Below are 16707 nucleotides of genomic sequence, written 5' to 3'. Positions count from 1 at the left end.
CGGGATCTTCCGGAGCAGCATCTGTCGGCCTCCTGATGGAGGAAGAAGACCGGCGGGGGCGTGGTGCAAGGGGTGACGGACTTGGCCGACGGACCTGGCCCACCGTCGCCCTTTCCCGCCCCGCGTCACCCGCGGAACCGGTTGCTTCGGTGACAGCGCGTCCGCACATTCGGTTGCCCGCCGGTGCGACCGCTCGCTTTCTGCTCGAATCGGTCCTACAAGCCGGCTCCTCGCGCGGGTGCCCTTGCCCGCGCCGATCGCACGATGAGGTGTGCGGAGTACCGTCATGGCCGAGCGTTGGACCCCGAAATCTTGGCGCAACCTGCCGATCCAGCAGGTGCCCCAGTATCCGGACGCGGCCGCGCTCCAGACCGTCGAGTCGCAGCTCGCGAGCTTTCCGCCGCTGGTTTTTGCAGGCGAGGCCCGCAAGCTGAAGGCATCGCTCGCCCGCGTCGCCACGGGCCAGGCCTTTCTGCTCCAGGGCGGTGACTGCGCCGAGAGCTTCGACGAGCATTCCGCCGACAACATCCGCGATTTCTTCCGCGTCTTCCTGCAGATGGCGATGGTGCTCACCTTCGCCGGCGGCTCGCCGGTGGTGAAGGTCGGGCGCATCGCCGGGCAGTTCGCCAAGCCGCGCTCCTCGCCGACGGAGACGCTCGACGGCGTCTCCCTGCCGAGCTACCGCGGCGACATCATCAACGGCATCGGCTTCTCGGAGGAGGCCCGCGTGCCCGATCCGCGCCGCCAGCTCGAGGCCTACCGGCAATCGGCGGCGACGTTGAACCTGCTGCGCGCCTTCGCCACCGGCGGCTACGCCAATCTCGAGAACGCGCATCGCTGGATGCTCGGCTTCGTGAAGGACAGCCCGCAATCCTCGCGCTACCAGGACGTGGCGCAGCGGATGTCGGACGCCCTCGACTTCATGCGGGCCATCGGCATCAATCCGGAGACGCACCAGGAGGTGCGGACCACGGATTTCTACACCAGCCACGAGGCCCTGCTGCTCGGCTACGAGGAGGCCCTGACCCGCGTCGATTCGACGAGCGGCGACTGGTACGCCACCTCGGGCCACATGCTCTGGATCGGCGACCGCACCCGGCAGCCGGACCACGCCCATGTGGAATATGCCCGCGGCATCAAGAACCCGATCGGGCTCAAATGCGGCCCCTCGACCACGCCCGAGGGACTGATCCGGCTGATCGATCTCCTCAACCCGGAGAACGAGGCCGGCCGCCTCTCCCTAATCTGCCGCTTCGGCGCGGACAGGGTCGGCGACCATCTGCCGAACCTGATCCGGGCGGTGGAGCGCGAGGGCCGCACGGTGGTGTGGGTCTGCGATCCGATGCACGGCAACACCATCGCGGCCGGCCGCTACAAGACGCGGCCCTTCGAGCGGGTGATGCAGGAGATCGAGGGCTTCTTCGGCGTTCACCGCGCCGAGGGCACGATCGCCGGCGGCATCCACCTGGAGATGACCGGCAAGGACGTCACCGAATGCACCGGCGGCGCCCGGGCGCTGACGGCGGACGACCTGCAGGACCGCTACCACACCTACTGCGACCCGCGCCTCAACGCGGAGCAGGCGCTGGAGGTGGCCTTCCTGACCGCCGAGCTCGTCCGCCGGGAGCGGGCCGAGATCGAGCATCCCCGCCTCGACGCGGCGGAGTGAAATCAAACGAGGGTCCCGGCGCTGCCGCCGGGACCCTCGCATCGGCGAAATCCCGCGCGGCCCTGTAACCGGCCGCGGATGCGGGCCGAATGATCCGGCAGTGCCCCTCACGGCACGACCCGGAGGACATTCGCCATGAGCCCGCTGTTCCATCTCACATCCGCCCTGCTCCTCGCCCTCGTCGCCGCGGTGGTCCCCGCCTGCGCGATGGAGCCGGCGGGCAAGCCCGGGGCCGCCGAGGCGACGATGCAGACCGATGCCATGCACCGGGACGGCGCGCATCGCGATGCCATGCCCAAGGACGCCATGCATCGGGATGCGATGCACCGGAACACCAGGGCGCCGGGCGCCATGGCCAAGGACCCGATGACGAAGTAGCCTGCGATGGCGACGTTCCGGATGGCCCCGCTCGGCCCTCCGTTTCCCCTGCCGGTTCCGGCCGCCGCCCGGCCGTCCCGCTCAGCCCCCATGGGCGCCACCGCGATGCCAGCTTCCGGCGAAACCGCCCTCGCCGAGGCGATGCGGGCGGCCCAGGACGGCGACGCCGACGCCTATCGCCGGCTGCTGCGGGACTGCGTGCCGGCCATCGCCCGGATGGCCCGGGCCCAGGGCGTGCGGGGCGCAGGGGTGGACGACGTGGTGCAGGAGACCCTGCTGACGCTCCACCGGGCGCGGGCGAGCTACGACCCGGCCCGGCCCTTCCTGCCCTGGCTCAACGCCATCGCCCAGCGCCGCGCCATCGACGCCCTGCGCCACGGCGCCCGCCGGCCGCGGGAGGTGCACGACCCCGCCGCCTACGAAGCCCGGCCCGACGAGGGGCGGCGGGCGGATCACGGGGTCGAGGCCGGCCAGAGCGCGGCCCGCCTCACCGCCGCGGTGGCGACCCTGCCCGAGGGCCAGCGCCAGGCGGTGGAGCATCTCGCCCTGCGCGAGCTTTCCCTCGAGGAGGCCGCGTCGCTGACCGGGCGCAGCAAGGGGGCGCTCAAGGTCAACCTGCACCGCGCCCTGAAGACCCTGCGCGCCGCGCTCTCACCCGACAAGGATCGCGGCGATGTCTGAGCCCGCCCGTCACGACAGCCTCGTCGAGGATCTCGCCGCCGGCCTCGTGCCGGTGCGCCGTCTCGCCCCGCCCGGGCGCCGGGCGCTGGCCTGGTGCGGCGCGGCGCTCGCCCTCGGCCTCCTGATCCTGCCCTTCGCCGACACGGCGGGGCTCGAGCTGCGCCTCGGCGTGGCGGATCTGCGCTATGCCGGCCTCGGCGCGCTGCTGACGGCCGTCGCCGCGGCCTATGCCGCCTTCCAGACCAGCGTGCCCGGGCGTTCCGCCGCCTGGGCCCTGCTGCCCCTGCCGCCCCTCCTGCTCTGGATCGGCGCGAGCGGTCTCGGCTGCCTGCGGGCCTGGATCGCCCCGGGGGCCGACATCCCCGATGCCGGGGAGATGCGCGGCTGCTTCGTCTTCCTGATGGGGGTCTCGCTGCCGCTCTCGGCCCTGCTCGTCTGGATGCTGCGCCGGGCCTGCCCCCTGCGCCCGGGCCTCACCGCGGCGCTGGGCGGGCTCGCCGCCTCCGCCGCGGCGGCGGCCCTGCTGGTGCCGTTCCATCCCCACGACGCCACGGCGACGGATCTCGCCATCCATCTCGCCGCCGTCGCCCTGATCGTCGGCCTGAACGGGCTGGCCGGCGGGCGCCTGCTGGAGCCGCGACGCTAGCCGCTGTCACAGCCGCCCGGCGATCCCGTCCGCCACCCGCAGGGCGTTGGCGATGATGGTGAGGGTCGGGTTCACGGCGCCGATCGAGGGGAAGAAGCTCGCGTCGGTGACGTAGAGGTTGTCGATGCCATGCGCCCGGCAATCGAGGTCGAGCACGCTCGTGGCCGGGTCGGGGCCGAAGCGCAGGGTGCCCGCCTGATGGGCCGTGCCGCCGATCGGCGTGTCCTTGCCCAGATACAGCGTGCGGTCGAACAGATGCGGGTGGATGTCGAGGTCGTCGCACATCGCCCGCAGCTTGTCGCGCAGCCGCGCCTGCGCCGCGCCGTTGGTGACGGCGAGATCGAGATGGACTAGCCCGTCGCGGTAGAAGATCCGGTTCTCCGGCCTGGGCAGGTCCTCGGAGGTCAGCCAGAAATCGATCGAGTGCTCGGCGATGTAGGAGAAGGGCCGGGTCGGCAGCCATTGCAGGAAGCCGGGCAGGCCCTCTGCCTCGATCTGCATGCCGTCCGACTTGCCGACCATTTGGATATGGCCGAGGGGAAATTCCCAGTCGTTCCGCGGGCTTCGATCGTGCCCGTAATAGAAGTCGTTGAGCCCGAGCGTCTTCTGGAACTGCGTCGGGTTCCGCGATTTCGAGATCGCGAGCACGGTGGTGTTGTTGTGGCGCATGTAGTTGCGCCCGACCTGGCCGGAGCCGTTGGCAAGCCCGTTCGGATGGGCGTCGGAGCTGGAACGCAGGAACAGCAAGGCCGAGGAGAGGGCGCCGCAGGCCACGACCACGATGTCGGCCGACAGCCGGTGCCGCCGGCCTTCGAGGACCACCTCGACGCCGGTGACGCGCCCGCCCCCGGCCTCGGTGACGAGCCGTTCCGCATAGGCGTTGCGCAGGAGCGTGACATTGGGATGGGCGGCGAGCGTCGGGTCGATGCAGATGATCTGTGCATCCGCCTTGCCGTTGGTGAGGCTCGGATAGCCGTCGAAGGGGTCGCAGCGCAGCAGGGGCGAATGCGGGGTGGTGCCGCCCCTGCCATCCTCCTCCATCAGCGCGCCCATGGGCAGGTGGAAGGGTTGGAAGCCGGCGCGGGCGAGGTCGTCCGAGAGCTTCTGGATGCGCGGCTCGTGGCTGATCGCCGGCTTCGGATAGGGCTTTTCGGCCGGCGGCTCGGTCGGGTCCTCGCCCCGGGCGCCGTGCACCTGGAACAGCTCCTCGGCGTCCTGATACCAGGGCGCGAAGGCGTCGTATTTCAGCGGCCATTCGGGGGAGCTCCCGTCCGGATGGCGCACGGCCTCGAAGTCGCTCTCGCGCAAGCGGAACAGCACCCCGCCATAGACCTTGGAATTGCCGCCGACGAAGTAGTGCAGCCCCGGCTTGAACCGCGCCCCGTCCGAGGAGACCCAGGTCTCGTCGGCCTGGTAACGACCCTTCCGGAAGACCGCGTCCGTGTCCCAGTTCTCGCGCTCCCGGGGCAGGTAGTCGCCCCGCTCGATCACGAGGACGCGCTTTCCGGTCTTGGCGAGCCGCCAGGCGGCGCTGCCGCCACCGGGCCCCGAGCCGATGATGATCACGTCGTAGCTGTCGTCGCGCATCCGAAACCGCTCCGTGCTGGTGCGCAACTGCTTCGCGCGCCGCCTGTTCCGGCGCGTCCGGGTTGCAGCCCGGATAGGCCGGCGGATGAACCGGCCGGGATCTGACGTGTTGGATGGCCTGACGGGCTGGGCCGTCGGGACCGGAGCGATGACGATCGAGGTGCTCGCCGCCTTCGCGGCACGGCTGTCGCTGGTGCTGCTGTTCCTGCCCTTCAGCGCCTTCGACAAGGTGCTGAACTTCGACGCTGCCGTGGGGCAGGCCGGACAGGCGACCGCCTCGCGGGGGCTCGCGAAGGGGCTGATCCTGACGGGCCTCTTCGTCGAGGTGGTGATGTCGCTCGGCGTGCTCACCGGCATTGCCGACCGCTTCGCCGCCTTCGTGCTGGCCGGCTATTGCGCGGTCACGGCGCTCCTGTGGAAGCGCTTCTGGACCAAGCCCGATTTCCGCCTGCGCGGCCCGAGCCAGGGTCGCGAGACCTTCTGGGATTTCCTGAAGAATTTCGCCGTTGCGGGCGGCTTCCTGGCCGTGGCCTGGAGCGGTCCGAGCGCGGCCGGCGTCAGGGCCTTCCTGCACGATCCCTTCGGATCGACCCATCCCTATGCCCGCAACCCGACCGGAGCCCTCGCGATGAGCGAAGAGACCGACAAGCCCGTCGTGCCCTACTGGCACCTCTATACCGACGCGGACGGCATCAGCCGGCAGGTCCGCTGCGAGATGACGGAGTTCCACCTCGCCTCGATGAAGCCTCCCGCCTCGCCGCAATGGCAGGGCCCGAAGCATCGTGACGGCATGACCACGATGATCACGGTCCAGCCGGTGGGCTGGGAGGGGACGTGGCACGAGAACCCGGCCCCGCAATGGATCATCCCGCTCAAGGGCCGCTGGTACGTGGAATCCATGGATGGCACCCGCGTCGAAATGGGACCCGGCGAGATCTCCTTCGGCGAGGATCAGAATTGCCGCACGCTCGACGGCAGGACCGGGCACAAATCGGGCACGATCGGCGACGAGCCCGCGGTGCTGATGGTGGTCCAGTTCGACACCAAGCGCGAGACGACCCCGCCCTGCCGGTTCGGGTGAGGCGATGGCCGATCCGCTCGACACCTTCGAGATCCACGATCCCCGCTTCCGGGGCTACGTGCTCGACAATGCGGGGCTGGAGGAGATCGCCTCCGGCTTCCGCTGGGTCGAGGGGCCGGTCTGGATGGGCGACTGGAACTGCCTGCTGTTCCAGGATCTGCCCCGCAACCGCACCATGCGCTGGAGCGAGAGCGAGGGCCTGTCGGTCTACCGCGCGCCCTCGGATTACGGGAACGGCCAGACCCGCGACGGGCAGGGCCGGCTGATCGCCTGCTCCCATCACGGACGCTGCCTCTATCGCACGGAGCATGACGGCCGGGTCGTCACTCTGGTCGACCGGCATGCGGGCAAGCGGCTGAACGCACCCAACGACGTGATCACGAGATCGGACGGCACGATCTGGTTCACGGACCCGGTCTACGGCATCTCCAACGATTACGAGGGCGGCCGGCAGTGTTCCGAGCAGCCGCCCGCTCTCTACCGCTTTGATCCGGAAACGGGGGAGATCCGCGTCGCGGCGGGCGATTTCGACGGGCCGAACGGGCTCGCCTTCTCCCCGGACGAACGCCGGCTCTACGTCTCGGAGACCGGGGACCAGACCCATCCGACCCCGCGCCAGTACATCCGCATCTTCGACGTGGCCGCGGACGGGACGCTGTCGGGCGGCGACGTCTTCCACAAAATCGAGCCCGGCTATTGCGACGGCATGAAGGTCGACGAGGACGGCAATGTCTGGTCGAGCGCCGCCGACGGCGTGCATTGCCTGTCGCCGGAGGGCCGGCTCCTGGGCAAGATCAGGCTGCCCGAGCGGGTCTCGAACCTGACCTGGGGCGGCGTCCACCGGAACCGCCTGTTCATCGCCGCCTCGCAGCGGGTCGTCTCGATCTTCCTCAACCGGCGCGGTGCGCCCCTGCCGGGGGCGGGCCAGTGAGCGTTCCTGTCGGCGCGCTCCGCATCGCCGCGATCCGGCTGCTCTGCCCGGATCCCGCCGCCACCGCGGCCTTCTACGCGGCGGCCTTCGGCGGCTGCGTCGCGCATGACGGGCCCGGGATCGCGGTGAGCCTCGGCGCGCAGGTCGTCCAGCTGGTCCCGACCCCGCGTACGCCTGGGCCGCCGGCGCCCTCCAACGGCACCGACTTCCAGCATTGCGCCATCGTCGTCTCCGACATGCAAGCGGCCTATGCCCATCTGCGCACCGTCCCGGGCTGGACGCCGATCTCGCAGGCCGGCCCCGAGCGCCTGCCGGCCGCCTCGGGCGGCGTCGCGGCCTTCAAGTTCCGCGACCCGGACGGGCACCCCCTCGAACTCCTCGCCTTCCCGGAGCCCGCGCCCTCGCCCTGGCGGGACCGGCCCGGCCTCTTCCTCGGCATCGACCACACGGCCATCACCGTCTCGGACACCGCGTCCTCGGTCGCGTTCTACGAAGCCCTCGGCTTCACGGTCGTCAGCCGGGGCCTGAACCGGGGCGCGGAGCAGGCGCGGATGGATGCGGTGGCCGACCCCGTGGTCGAGGTGACGGGCCTGACGCCCCCCGGCGGCGCGACGCCGCATCTGGAACTGCTCTGCTACCGCACGCCCGGACCGCTCCTGCATCCGCTGGCGGAGGACGCGGTGCTGGCGAGCCGCATCGTCCTGCGCCTCTCGCGCTGGTCCGCGGTCGCCGAGCGCTGCGCCGAGGACCCGGACGGGCACCGCCTCGTCTTCTCGTAGGCTCCCGTTCGCAGGGGCGTGGGGGGCGTCCCCGTGGGCCGGCGGATGGCGTGTCGGCGGCTCAACCACACCTTTCAAGGGCCTTCCGGCCCCGGCGGCTGGCCTTCCGGGCCGGCGGATGCCACACCGTAACCGGCCCGCTTCCCTGCAACGATCCCGCGCGGGCCGCGTATGGGACCCTGCGTCGGTGTCGAGTTTCACGTTCCTCCACGCGGCCGACCTGCATCTCGGCAGCCCGCTGGCCGGGCTCGCGGCGAAGGACGCGGAGATCGCCGAGCGCTTCGCAGCCGCCGGCCGCCGCGCCTTCTCCGATCTCGTCACCCACGCCATCGAGATCCGGGCCGCCTTCCTGCTGATCGCCGGCGACGTCTATGACGGCGACTGGCAGGATCTCAGCGTCGGCCTGTTCTTCGCCCAGCAGCTCGGGCGCCTCGCGAATGCCGGCATCCCGGTCGCGATCGTGAAGGGCAACCACGACGCCGAGAGCGTCGTCACCCGTTCGATCACGCTGCCCGACAACGTCCTGAATTTCTCGGCCGCCCGCGCCGAGACGCGCCGGCTCGACGCCCACCGGGTCGCGCTGCACGGGCGCAGCTTCGCGCAGCGCGCCGTGCCCGACGAGAGCTTCGCCCGCTCCTATCCCGACCCGGTGCCCGGCTGGCTCAATATCGGGCTGCTCCACACCTCCTGCGACGGTTACGCCGCCCACGCGACCTACGCCCCCTGCGCGCCGGCGGAGCTCGCCGCCCGCGGCTACGATTACTGGGCGCTCGGCCACGTCCACGAATATGCGCAGGTGTGGGAGGACCCGCCGATCGTCTTCCCCGGCAACCTGCAGGGGCGCAGCGTGCGCGAATGCGGGCCGAAGGGCGCAGTGGCGGTCGACGTGGCGGATGGGCGGATCGCCGGCCTGCGCCGCATCGTGCTCGACCATGCCCGCTGGGCCCATGCCGAGATCGACCTGTCCGGCGCCGAGGACGAGACCGAGGCCCTGGAGCGGGTCGGCGCCGCCCTGCGCCCCCATGCCGTCGAGGCGCAGGGAAGGCTCCTCGCCCTGCGGGTGAGCCTGCGCGGCACCACTCCCCTGCACGATGCCTGGGCCGGCGACCGCGAGCGCATCGCCGCCGAGGTGCAGGCCGCGGCCCACCGCATCCGCGACGACATCTGGCTGGAGAGCCTGCGCATCGGGACGAGCCGCCCCGCCCAGGCGCTCGCCGACCGCGCCGGCCTGCTCGATCCCGCCGCCTTGCTGCACGCCATCGACCGGGAGCCGGAGGTGCGCGCCCGGGCCGAGGCGATCATCGCCGAGATCCGCAACAAGCTGCCCGGCGGCATGAGCGCCGTCGACGGGCCGGACCTGTCGGAGGAGCTCGACGCCCTCTGCGCCGAGGCCGAGGCACTGGTGCTCGCCCGCCTCGGCGGCCGCGGCTGCTAGGCGGAGCGCGACGACATGCGCCTGCTCTCGCTCGACCTGGAACGTTACGGCCCCTTCACCGGCCGCCGCCTCGACTTCCGGCCGGATGCGCGGGTGCATGTGGTGCTGGGGCCGAACGAGGCGGGCAAGAGCTGCGCGCTCGCCGCGGTCACCGACCTGCTCTTCGGCATCGAGGAGCGCACCCGTTTCGCCTTCCTGCACGAGCCCAGCGAACTCTGGCTCGGGGCCGAGATCGCGGCCCGGGACGGGCGTCGGCTCGGCTTCCGCCGCCGCAAGGGCCGCAAGAACCTGCTCACCGATTCCGCGGGAGCGCCGATTCCCGACGATGCCCTCGCCGGCTTCCTCGGGGGCCTGAGCCGGCCGGTCTTCTGCAACGCCTTCGGCCTCGATGCCGGCGCCCTGCGCAGCGGCGGCGAGGAGATGCTGCGCAGCGACGGCGAGGTCGGCGCGAGCCTCTTCGCCGCGGCGTCCGGCCTGCGCGGCCTGCGCGACACCGCCCGCCAGCTCGACGAGGAGGCCGGGCAGATCTACGTGCCGCAGGGCCGCCTGCGCGTGCTCAACCAGCTCGTCGCCCGCTACGACGAGGCCCGCAAGGCCCTCTCCGCCGACCGTCTCGGCACCGAGGCCTGGCGTTCGCTCAACACGGAAGTCGAGAGCGCGATCGCCGAGGATGCCGGCATCGCCGAGCGCCGCCGGGCCAATGCCGCCGAGGCCGCCCGGCTGCGGCGGCTGAGGACCGCCGCGCCGATCCTGCACCGCCTCGCCGCCCTGGCCGGCGATCTCGACGCCTTCGGCGGCCTCGTCGCCATGGAGCCGGGCGCGGTGGAGGATCTCGGCCGCCTGCGGGAGGCGCAGGCGGGCGCCGCCGAGCGCCTCGCGGAGGCCGAAGCCGCCCGGGCGCGGGCGCAGGCGGAGCGGGACGGCATTGCCCGCGACCCCGAGGCGCTCGCCCTGGCGGAGGAGGTCGAGGAGCTGGTGCGGGGCGCGGGCGACCACGGAAAATCCCTGCGCGACCTGCCCCGCATCGAGGGCGAGGCCGCGGAATTCGCCGAGAGCCTTCAGGCCATCGCGATCCGGCTCGGACTCCCCGACGCGCAGGCGGTGGCCGCCGCGCAGCCCTCCGACATGGTGCGCATCCGCATCCGCAAGCTCATCGCCCAGGGGCGGGAGCGCGGCGGCGATCTCGACCGTGCCCGCGCCGAGCAGGCCCAGCGGCAGGCGGAGTTGCGGGATCTGCAGGAGGCCCGGGCCGGGCGTGCGCCGGCCTTCGATCCCGCCCCCTTCCGCGAGCGCTTCGAGACCCTGGCGCCGGTCCTGCGCGAGGCGCGCCAGCGGGACGAGCTCGCCGCCGAGATCTGCCGGGAGGAGGCCGTGCTGGAGGATCAGGTGCGGCGCCTCTCGCCGACGCCCGCCTCTCTGAAAGCGCTCGCCGCCGCCGCCCTGCCGGGGCCGGAGACCCTGCGCCGCCTCGCCGAGGAGCGCGGCCAGCTCGAACGACGGCGGGAGCGGGTCCGGGAGGTTCTGGACACGGCCTCGGCGGAGCGGGAGATGCTCGCCCGCCGGATCGCCCGCCGCCGGGCCGACGGGGCGCTGCCCGACCGCGCGGCCCTCCTCGCCCTGCGTGCCGCGCGCGACGGCCTATGGCCCGCCCTGCGCGCCGCCGCCCTCGGTCAGGCCGACACCGCCCGCGAGGGGGAGACCGAGGCCTTTGGCCGGATGCTGACGGAATCCGACGCGCTCGCCGACCGCCTCGCGCAGGAGGCGGGCCGCGTCGCCGAGCAGGCGGCGGATGCGGAGAAGCTGGCCGCGGCCGAGCGCGCCGCGGAGCGGGCCGGCGACGAGCTCTCCAAGATCGAGGCCGCTTTCGCGGCCTGGGACACGGCTTGGCACGACCTCTGGCAGCCGGCCGGGCTCGCGCCCCTGCCGCCTGCCGAGATGGCGGTCTGGCTCGCCCAGGCCGGACGATTGATCGAGCGCGCCACGGCGCTCCATACGCGGCGGGCGGAGCAGGCCGCGCTCGCGGCCCGGCTCGAGGCTCTGCGCGCGCCGCTTCTCGCGTTGGCCGCCGATCTCGACCTGCCCGGCCTCTCCGATCTCGACGTGGCGCTGGTCGGCACCCGCGTGGCCGAACGGCTGCGTCTCGCCTCGGAGCGCTGGGAGGCCGCCCGCGAGGATGAGACCCGACTCCGCTTCGCCGAGCAGGCTCTGGCCCGCGCCGAGGCGGCCCGTCTTCAGGCGGAGGAGGTGGAATCCGCCTGGCGAGCCGAGTGGGCGGCAGCCCTTCCCGCTTTGTCGCTGCAGGCGCAGGCGAGCCGCGAGGAGGCGGAGGCCGCGCTCGACGCCTGGGACCGGGTGCCGGCCCTCATCAGGGAACAGGCGAACCGGGCGGGCCGCGTCGCCGGGATGCGGCGGGACATCCGCCACTACGAGGACGAGGCCCTGCGCCTGCTCGCGGCCCTGCTGCCCGGCGCGGATCTATCCATCCCCGAGGGCGTGCGCCGCCTCCAGGGCCGCATCCAGGCCGCCCGCGAGGCGCAGGTTCGCCACGAGACGCTGGAGCGCAACCTCGCCGCCCGGGCGAAGGCCCGCGACGAGGCCGCCGATGCCCTCGCCCTCGTGGAAAGCCGCCAGCAGGCCCTGCTCCTGCGCCACGGCTTCCCCCCGGAGGAGGACGTGGCGGCCCTCCATGTTCGGCTCGCCCGGCGCGCCGCCCTGCAGGAGGCCGTCGTCCGCGCCCGCGAGGAGCTGGCCCGGATCGGGGACGGCGTACCCGAGGAGACCCTGCGCGCCGAGCTCGACGCCCTGCCACCCGACGCCCTCGAAGGCCGCTTGGCGGAACTCGCCGAGGAGGAGCAGCGCCTCGTCCAGGACGGCAAGGAGGCCTATGCCCGCCAACGAGAGCTGGAGGCGCAGCGCCGCCGGATCGAGGGCGGCACCGGCGCCGAGAAGGCGGCGGCGGTCAAGCGCGGCGTCGAGGCGGAACTGCGCGAGGCGGCCCGGCGCTACGTCGTGCTCCGCCTGGGCGGCCTGCTCCTGCGTTCGGCCATCGAGCGCCATCGCGCCGGCCAGCAGGACCCGCTCCTCGCCCGCGCGGCGGAACTCTTCTCCGGCCTGACCGGCGGCGCCTTCGTCGGCCTGGACCAGGATTTCAACGAGGACGACCAGCCCGTCCTGCGGGGCCGCCGCGCGGGCAGCGAGCGGCCGGTCGCGGTGGAGGCGATGAGCGAGGGCACCCGCGACCAGCTCTTCCTGGCCCTGCGCCTCGCCTATCTCGAGGACTTCGCCCGCAACGCCGAGCCCGCCCCCTTCGTCGGCGACGACATCTTCGCGAGCTTCGACGATACCCGCACCGGCCACGGCCTCGACGCCCTGGCGGCGATCGGGGAGACGGTGCAGCCGATCCTGTTCACCCACCATGCCCGGCTCGCGGAGATCGCGCAGGCACGGCTCGGCGCGGCGGTGGACGTGGTGCCGCTTTAGGCGCTGAGATCAGCCGCCCGCATCCTCCCAGGCCGCGCCGTTCCAGATCCGCACGGTCACCGTCGCCGCACCGTTCTCGATGCGGATGCGGTTGTAGGCGTTGGGCTCGTTGCCGCGCAGGCGGGTCGAGGTGGCCGAGCCCGCCTGCACCGCCAGCAGGCGCTGGCGCGGCACCTCGGCCCTGCCCTGGTCGACGGCGACGCGGCGGGGCTCGGCGCCGACATCCTCGGCCTCCGCGAAACGGGCATAGTGGCGGTGGAGATGCCCCGCGAGGGTCAGCCCGACGCCCTGGCGGCGGAAGGCGGCGAGCGCCTCGTCCGCCCGTCCCACCAGCCGCGCCTCCTCGTCCCAGGGCGGCGGCATGAAGGGATGATGGCCGACCACGATGCGGAAGACGTCGGCGGGAAAGCCCGCCAGGGTCGCCTCGGCTTTCGCGATCTGCGCCCGGGTGATCTTGCCCTGAGACCAGTCGGTCTCCGGCGCCCAGGTCCGCACGGTGTTGAAGCAGACGATGCCGATCTCCCCGTCCAGATAGACCGGCTCGGTCTCCTCGGCGATGCAGCGCCGGTAGCGCCGAAACGGGTGGAAGAAGCGCGTGAACAGCTTGAAATAGGCGATGTCGTGGTTGCCCGGCACTGCGATCCAGGGCGCTTCCAGTCGGTTCAGGAAGGCGCGGGCCTCGCCGAATTCCCGGCGGCGGGAGCGCATGGTGAAATCGCCCGAAGCGATGATGAGGTCGGGCCTGTCCCTGTTGAGCTCCGCCACCAGCCCCTCGACCACGGCCGGGTCGGTGCGGCCGAAATGCAGATCGGAGATATGCGCGAGCCGCCTCATCGGGCCGGTCCCGGCACGATCACCGTGAGGGCGCCGGGCCAGATATGGTAGCGCAAGAGCGAAGCGATCAAGCGGATCTCCCCATCGTTCATCACTCGCACAGGCTCCGGACGAGCACGAAGCCTGTCGCCGATGCGGGGCGAGCCGCCACGGCGGCAGCCTGCGGGCGATGTAGAGTGCGAGCGGCCCGCTATCGACCCTGCTTGTTCCCTCCGTTGCGCCTCCAAAGCTGACCACGGCGATGAGCCGCACCCGCAGCCACTCCCTTCTGCCGGATCACCTCGGCCGAGAAGCCGTCGGTGAAGGCGCCCGATGCGGCATTGGCGACGAACACGGTCTGCGCGGGGCGGTGTGACAGCGGCGGTAAGTGTGCCGCCGCGAGCCTGTCTCCCTCACCCCCGTGGCGGCTGGCGGTCGGCGATGCGGGTGCGAAACCAGTCCCGGAGCAGTTCCTGCTCGTAATGGAAGGCGCCGGTCGCACCGGGCCGGGCGGAGCGCAGCAGGAAGTTGAGGTCGGACACCGTCTCCTCGGCTGCGAGCACCGTGCGCCCGCGCTCCTTCAGGGCGTAGCGCAGGCGGAAGCGCGGCGGCCCGACATCGGTGACCACGCGCAGGCCGTTGGGGATGGCGAGGCCGGGCCGCTCGTAGCCCGCGAGATCGATGTCGAGCACGTCGACGGAGAGGGATTCCCCGGGCCTGAGCGTGCGCGCGCTCAAGGAGCGGAAGATCCGCTCGATCTCGCCGAGCGTCACCCGCAGGCTCGGCCCGGAGCCGTAGCGGCTCTCGGCATCGGTGTAGCGCTCCGGGGCCACGAAGCGCAGGCTGAGCGGCGCCTCGGCCCCCGCCGGGCCAGCGGAGAGAACCGCCAGCAGGGCGAGGGCCGCGGCGCGCCTCACTGCTTCGTCCGGTTGATCACCGCGAGAAGGGCACGGGCCACGGGCTCGGTGATGGTGCGGCGGTACTTGCGGTGGACGAGCTGGCCGTTGTGGAAGATGTCCTGCTCGACATAGAGGCGCTCGCCGTCCCAACGCACCACGTTGTCAGACTCAATCGTCTCCTCGACGCCCAGATCCGAACGAAGGATCGGTGCGCCGCTCGTCGTATGCATGGGCTTCGCCTCGGCTCTCGAACTCACTTGTCGGGGCACCCTAGGCCCTGTTCCCCGCCTGCGCCAGATCGGCGATGCCAATCCCTCGACCGATTACCTGACAGTCACCTGGTCCTTGATGCGCTGGTAGGTCGCCCGGGTGAGCACCCGCTTCGACAGGAGCTGGTCGACGGCGCTATAGGGCCGGTGCTGGATGATCGCCCGGCCGATGGCCCCGCCGCCCCTGAGCTTGTTCAGGTCGGCGAGGCTCGCCGTGTTGAGATCGACGAGCTCCGTGGCCGCAGGGGGCGCGTTCTCCGCGGCCTGCTCGGAGGCGCTCGGCGGGGGCTCCGGGGCCGGCGGCTCGGCTGCGACCGGTGCAGGGGGCGGCGCGGGTTCGGGCACGGGGGGCGGGGCCGGCACAGGGGCGGGCGGGGGCGGGGCCTCTACCTTCGGGGCCGGCTCCGCCGGGGGCGCCTTCGCCAGCTCGGCCGGAGCGGGCAGCGGCGTCGCGGGGGCCCAGTAGAGGCTGGCGAGGCCCGCGAGCGCGGCCGCAACCACGATCAGCAGGCCGACGCGCAGGGTTGCCGATCCGCTGATCATCCGGAACCTCCCGGTTTCGCGGCCTCCCTCGCCCCGGGCGAACCCCATGGCGCCGCGTCTTGGGGCGGCCGCGGGAAAGCGCCGCCCTCACGGCATCTTAGGAGCTTTCGAGAGGCCGACCAGAGGCTCCCCATCAACGGGTCGTTCACCATCCACAGCGGTGGCGCGGCCTTCACCCCTGATGCGCAGGAGCCACAACCGGCTGCGGAAGCGCCACCCGCGGGGATTGCTCGCGCTTGCCGCGGGAACGGGAAACGGCCAAGCTCGTTACGTGCTAAGCTGAGCCATTGCTCCGAGCCGGTCAGGTCATGTCGATTCTCCGTCGTCTTCGCGTCGCGCACGTGCTCCTGGCGGCGGCCCTTGCCGGGTCCGTGGCGGCCTGCTCCTCCCTGCCGCGCACCCCCTACAGCCAGGCCGAGGCCGAGGCGGCGACCGTACCCGGCATGGCCGGCGTGCGGGCCAATGCCGATGCCTCCGCCGCCGATTTCGTGGCCATGGCCGGCCACGCGGAGCGCCGGCGCGCCGCCTTCAGCTATCTCGCCCTCTCGGGCGGCGGCGGCGACGGCGCCTACGGTGCGGGCGTGCTCAACGGCTGGACGGCTTCGGGCACCCGGCCGGAATTCTCGATCGTTTCCGGTGTCTCCACCGGTGCCCTGATCGCGCCCTTCGCTTTCCTCGGGCCGGCCTACGATTCCTACCTCACCGAGATCTATACGAGCGGCATCGCCGAGACGCTGGTGCAGTCGCCGAGCGTCGCCAATGTGCTGTTCGGCTCCGGCCTGTTCGGAGACGGCCGCCTGCGCAACCTGATCGGCCGCTACGTCAGCGCGGACCTGCTCAACGCCGTGGCCGAGGAGCATGCCAAGGGCCGCCGCCTGCTCGTGGTGACGACCAACCTCGATACCCAGCGGGCGGTGATCTGGAACATGGGCGCCATCGCCGCGAGCGGCGCGCCGAACGCGGTCTCGCTCTTTGCCGACGTGCTCACGGCCTCCGCCAGCATCCCGGCGGTGTTCCCGCCGCAGCTCCTCGACGTGCAGGCGAACAACCGCGCCTTCCAGGAGATGCATGTCGACGGCTCGGTGGTGACGCCGGTCTTCACCCTGCCGCAGTCCTTCCTGCTGCAGGACGGGCGCGTGCGCCGGGCCGGCAAGGCCGACATCTACGTCGTGATCAACGGCCGCCTGGAGCCGGAATTCGACGTGACCCGGAACAACACCCTCTCGATCGTGGAGAAGTCCTTCACCACGGCGAGCCGCGCCCGCTCCCGGGCGACGCTGGTGGCGACCGAAGCCTTCTCCCGCCGCAACGGCATGGGCTTCAACCTCACCTATATCGACAGCAGCGCGCCCCAGACCACGACCGCCCGCGGCTTCGACACCGCCTATATGCGCCAGCTCTACAACGAGGGCTACGAGAAGGGCCGCAGCGGCCATCTCTGGCAGCGCAGCGTCCCCGCCGCGCCGCTGGTGAAGACCGTGGTGCAGGAGGCCCTGGCGGGTCAGTGAGGGCGCCT

Annotated in this window: 15 protein-coding genes; 10 read left to right on the top strand and 5 right to left on the bottom strand. The window is 72.3% G+C overall.

The annotated features are described in order from the left end of the window. Positions 1–286 precede the first annotated feature (286 nt). From MFF21_RS17830 to MFF21_RS17815, 4 genes are all read left to right on the top strand, one after another. Positions 287–1669, top strand: coding sequence for a class II 3-deoxy-7-phosphoheptulonate synthase (locus tag MFF21_RS17830; RefSeq protein WP_238312639.1), 1383 nt, complete (start codon positions 287–289; stop codon positions 1667–1669). A 135-nt stretch (positions 1670–1804) separates the two neighbouring features. Then, entirely contained in the window at positions 1805–2047 is a 243-nt protein-coding gene (locus MFF21_RS17825) for a hypothetical protein (RefSeq protein WP_238312637.1), read from the top strand. A gap of 105 nt (positions 2048–2152) precedes the next feature. Then, a complete protein-coding gene (locus MFF21_RS17820; protein WP_238312706.1) occupies positions 2153–2728 on the top strand; it encodes an RNA polymerase sigma factor in 576 nt (191 codons plus the stop codon). Beyond that, positions 2721–3374: an NrsF family protein gene (locus MFF21_RS17815; protein WP_238312636.1), complete on the top strand. Its 654-nt coding sequence runs from the start codon at positions 2721–2723 to the stop codon at positions 3372–3374. Before MFF21_RS17820 ends, MFF21_RS17815 begins: the two co-directional genes overlap by 8 nt. A gap of 6 nt (positions 3375–3380) precedes the next feature. Here MFF21_RS17815 and MFF21_RS17810 read toward each other — a convergent pair whose 3' ends face one another. Further along, complete coding sequence (locus tag MFF21_RS17810; protein ID WP_238312635.1) at positions 3381–4961, bottom strand: GMC oxidoreductase; 1581 nt, start codon at positions 4959–4961, stop codon at positions 3381–3383. Between the two features lie 148 nt (positions 4962–5109). On the opposite strand from MFF21_RS17810, the gene MFF21_RS17805 reads away from it, so the two are divergent. The 5 genes from MFF21_RS17805 (at position 5110) to MFF21_RS17785 (ending at position 12667) form a co-directional block, all read left to right on the top strand. Beyond that, positions 5110–6042, top strand: coding sequence for a DoxX family membrane protein (locus tag MFF21_RS17805; RefSeq protein WP_238312634.1), 933 nt, complete (start codon positions 5110–5112; stop codon positions 6040–6042). Between the two features lie 4 nt (positions 6043–6046). Further along, the gene (locus MFF21_RS17800; RefSeq protein WP_238312633.1) at positions 6047–6973 is read left to right on the top strand and encodes an SMP-30/gluconolactonase/LRE family protein; all 927 of its coding nucleotides are present in this window, start codon (positions 6047–6049) and stop codon (positions 6971–6973) included. After that, entirely contained in the window at positions 6970–7752 is a 783-nt protein-coding gene (locus MFF21_RS17795; RefSeq protein WP_238312632.1) for a VOC family protein, read from the top strand. The genes MFF21_RS17800 and MFF21_RS17795 overlap by 4 nt, the downstream gene beginning before the upstream one ends. Positions 7753–7939: 187 nt before the next feature. Further along, complete coding sequence (locus tag MFF21_RS17790) at positions 7940–9187, top strand: metallophosphoesterase family protein (protein WP_238312631.1); 1248 nt, start codon at positions 7940–7942, stop codon at positions 9185–9187. Between the two features lie 15 nt (positions 9188–9202). Then, positions 9203–12667: a YhaN family protein gene (locus MFF21_RS17785; RefSeq protein WP_238312630.1), complete on the top strand. Its 3465-nt coding sequence runs from the start codon at positions 9203–9205 to the stop codon at positions 12665–12667. A 9-nt stretch (positions 12668–12676) separates the two neighbouring features. Here the strand turns inward: MFF21_RS17785 and MFF21_RS17780 are convergent, their stop codons facing one another. The 4 genes from MFF21_RS17780 to MFF21_RS17765 all read right to left on the bottom strand — a co-directional run bounded on the left by MFF21_RS17780 (position 12677) and on the right by MFF21_RS17765 (position 15191). After that, on the bottom strand, positions 12677–13501 hold the full coding sequence (locus MFF21_RS17780) for a metallophosphoesterase family protein (protein WP_238312629.1): 825 nt from the start codon (positions 13499–13501) through the stop codon (positions 12677–12679). Positions 13502–13893: 392 nt separating this feature from the next. After that, positions 13894–14397, bottom strand: a complete 504-nt coding sequence (locus MFF21_RS17775) for a DUF3016 domain-containing protein (protein WP_238312628.1) — start codon at positions 14395–14397, stop codon at positions 13894–13896. Beyond that, on the bottom strand, positions 14394–14609 hold the full coding sequence (locus tag MFF21_RS17770) for a hypothetical protein (protein WP_238312627.1): 216 nt from the start codon (positions 14607–14609) through the stop codon (positions 14394–14396). Before MFF21_RS17770 ends, MFF21_RS17775 begins: the two co-directional genes overlap by 4 nt. A 93-nt stretch (positions 14610–14702) precedes the next feature. Further along, a complete protein-coding gene (locus MFF21_RS17765) occupies positions 14703–15191 on the bottom strand; it encodes a ComEA family DNA-binding protein (protein WP_238312626.1) in 489 nt (162 codons plus the stop codon). 308 nt (positions 15192–15499) lie between these two features. On the opposite strand from MFF21_RS17765, the gene MFF21_RS17760 reads away from it, so the two are divergent. Then, a complete protein-coding gene (locus MFF21_RS17760; RefSeq protein WP_238312625.1) occupies positions 15500–16699 on the top strand; it encodes a patatin-like phospholipase family protein in 1200 nt (399 codons plus the stop codon). Positions 16700–16707 lie beyond the last annotated feature (8 nt).

Source organism: Methylobacterium organophilum, assembly GCF_022179465.1.
Classification (GTDB): domain Bacteria; phylum Pseudomonadota; class Alphaproteobacteria; order Rhizobiales; family Beijerinckiaceae; genus Methylobacterium; species Methylobacterium organophilum.
Note: the sequence above shows the minus strand (reverse complement) of the source record. Positions and strands in the feature narration are given on the sequence as shown.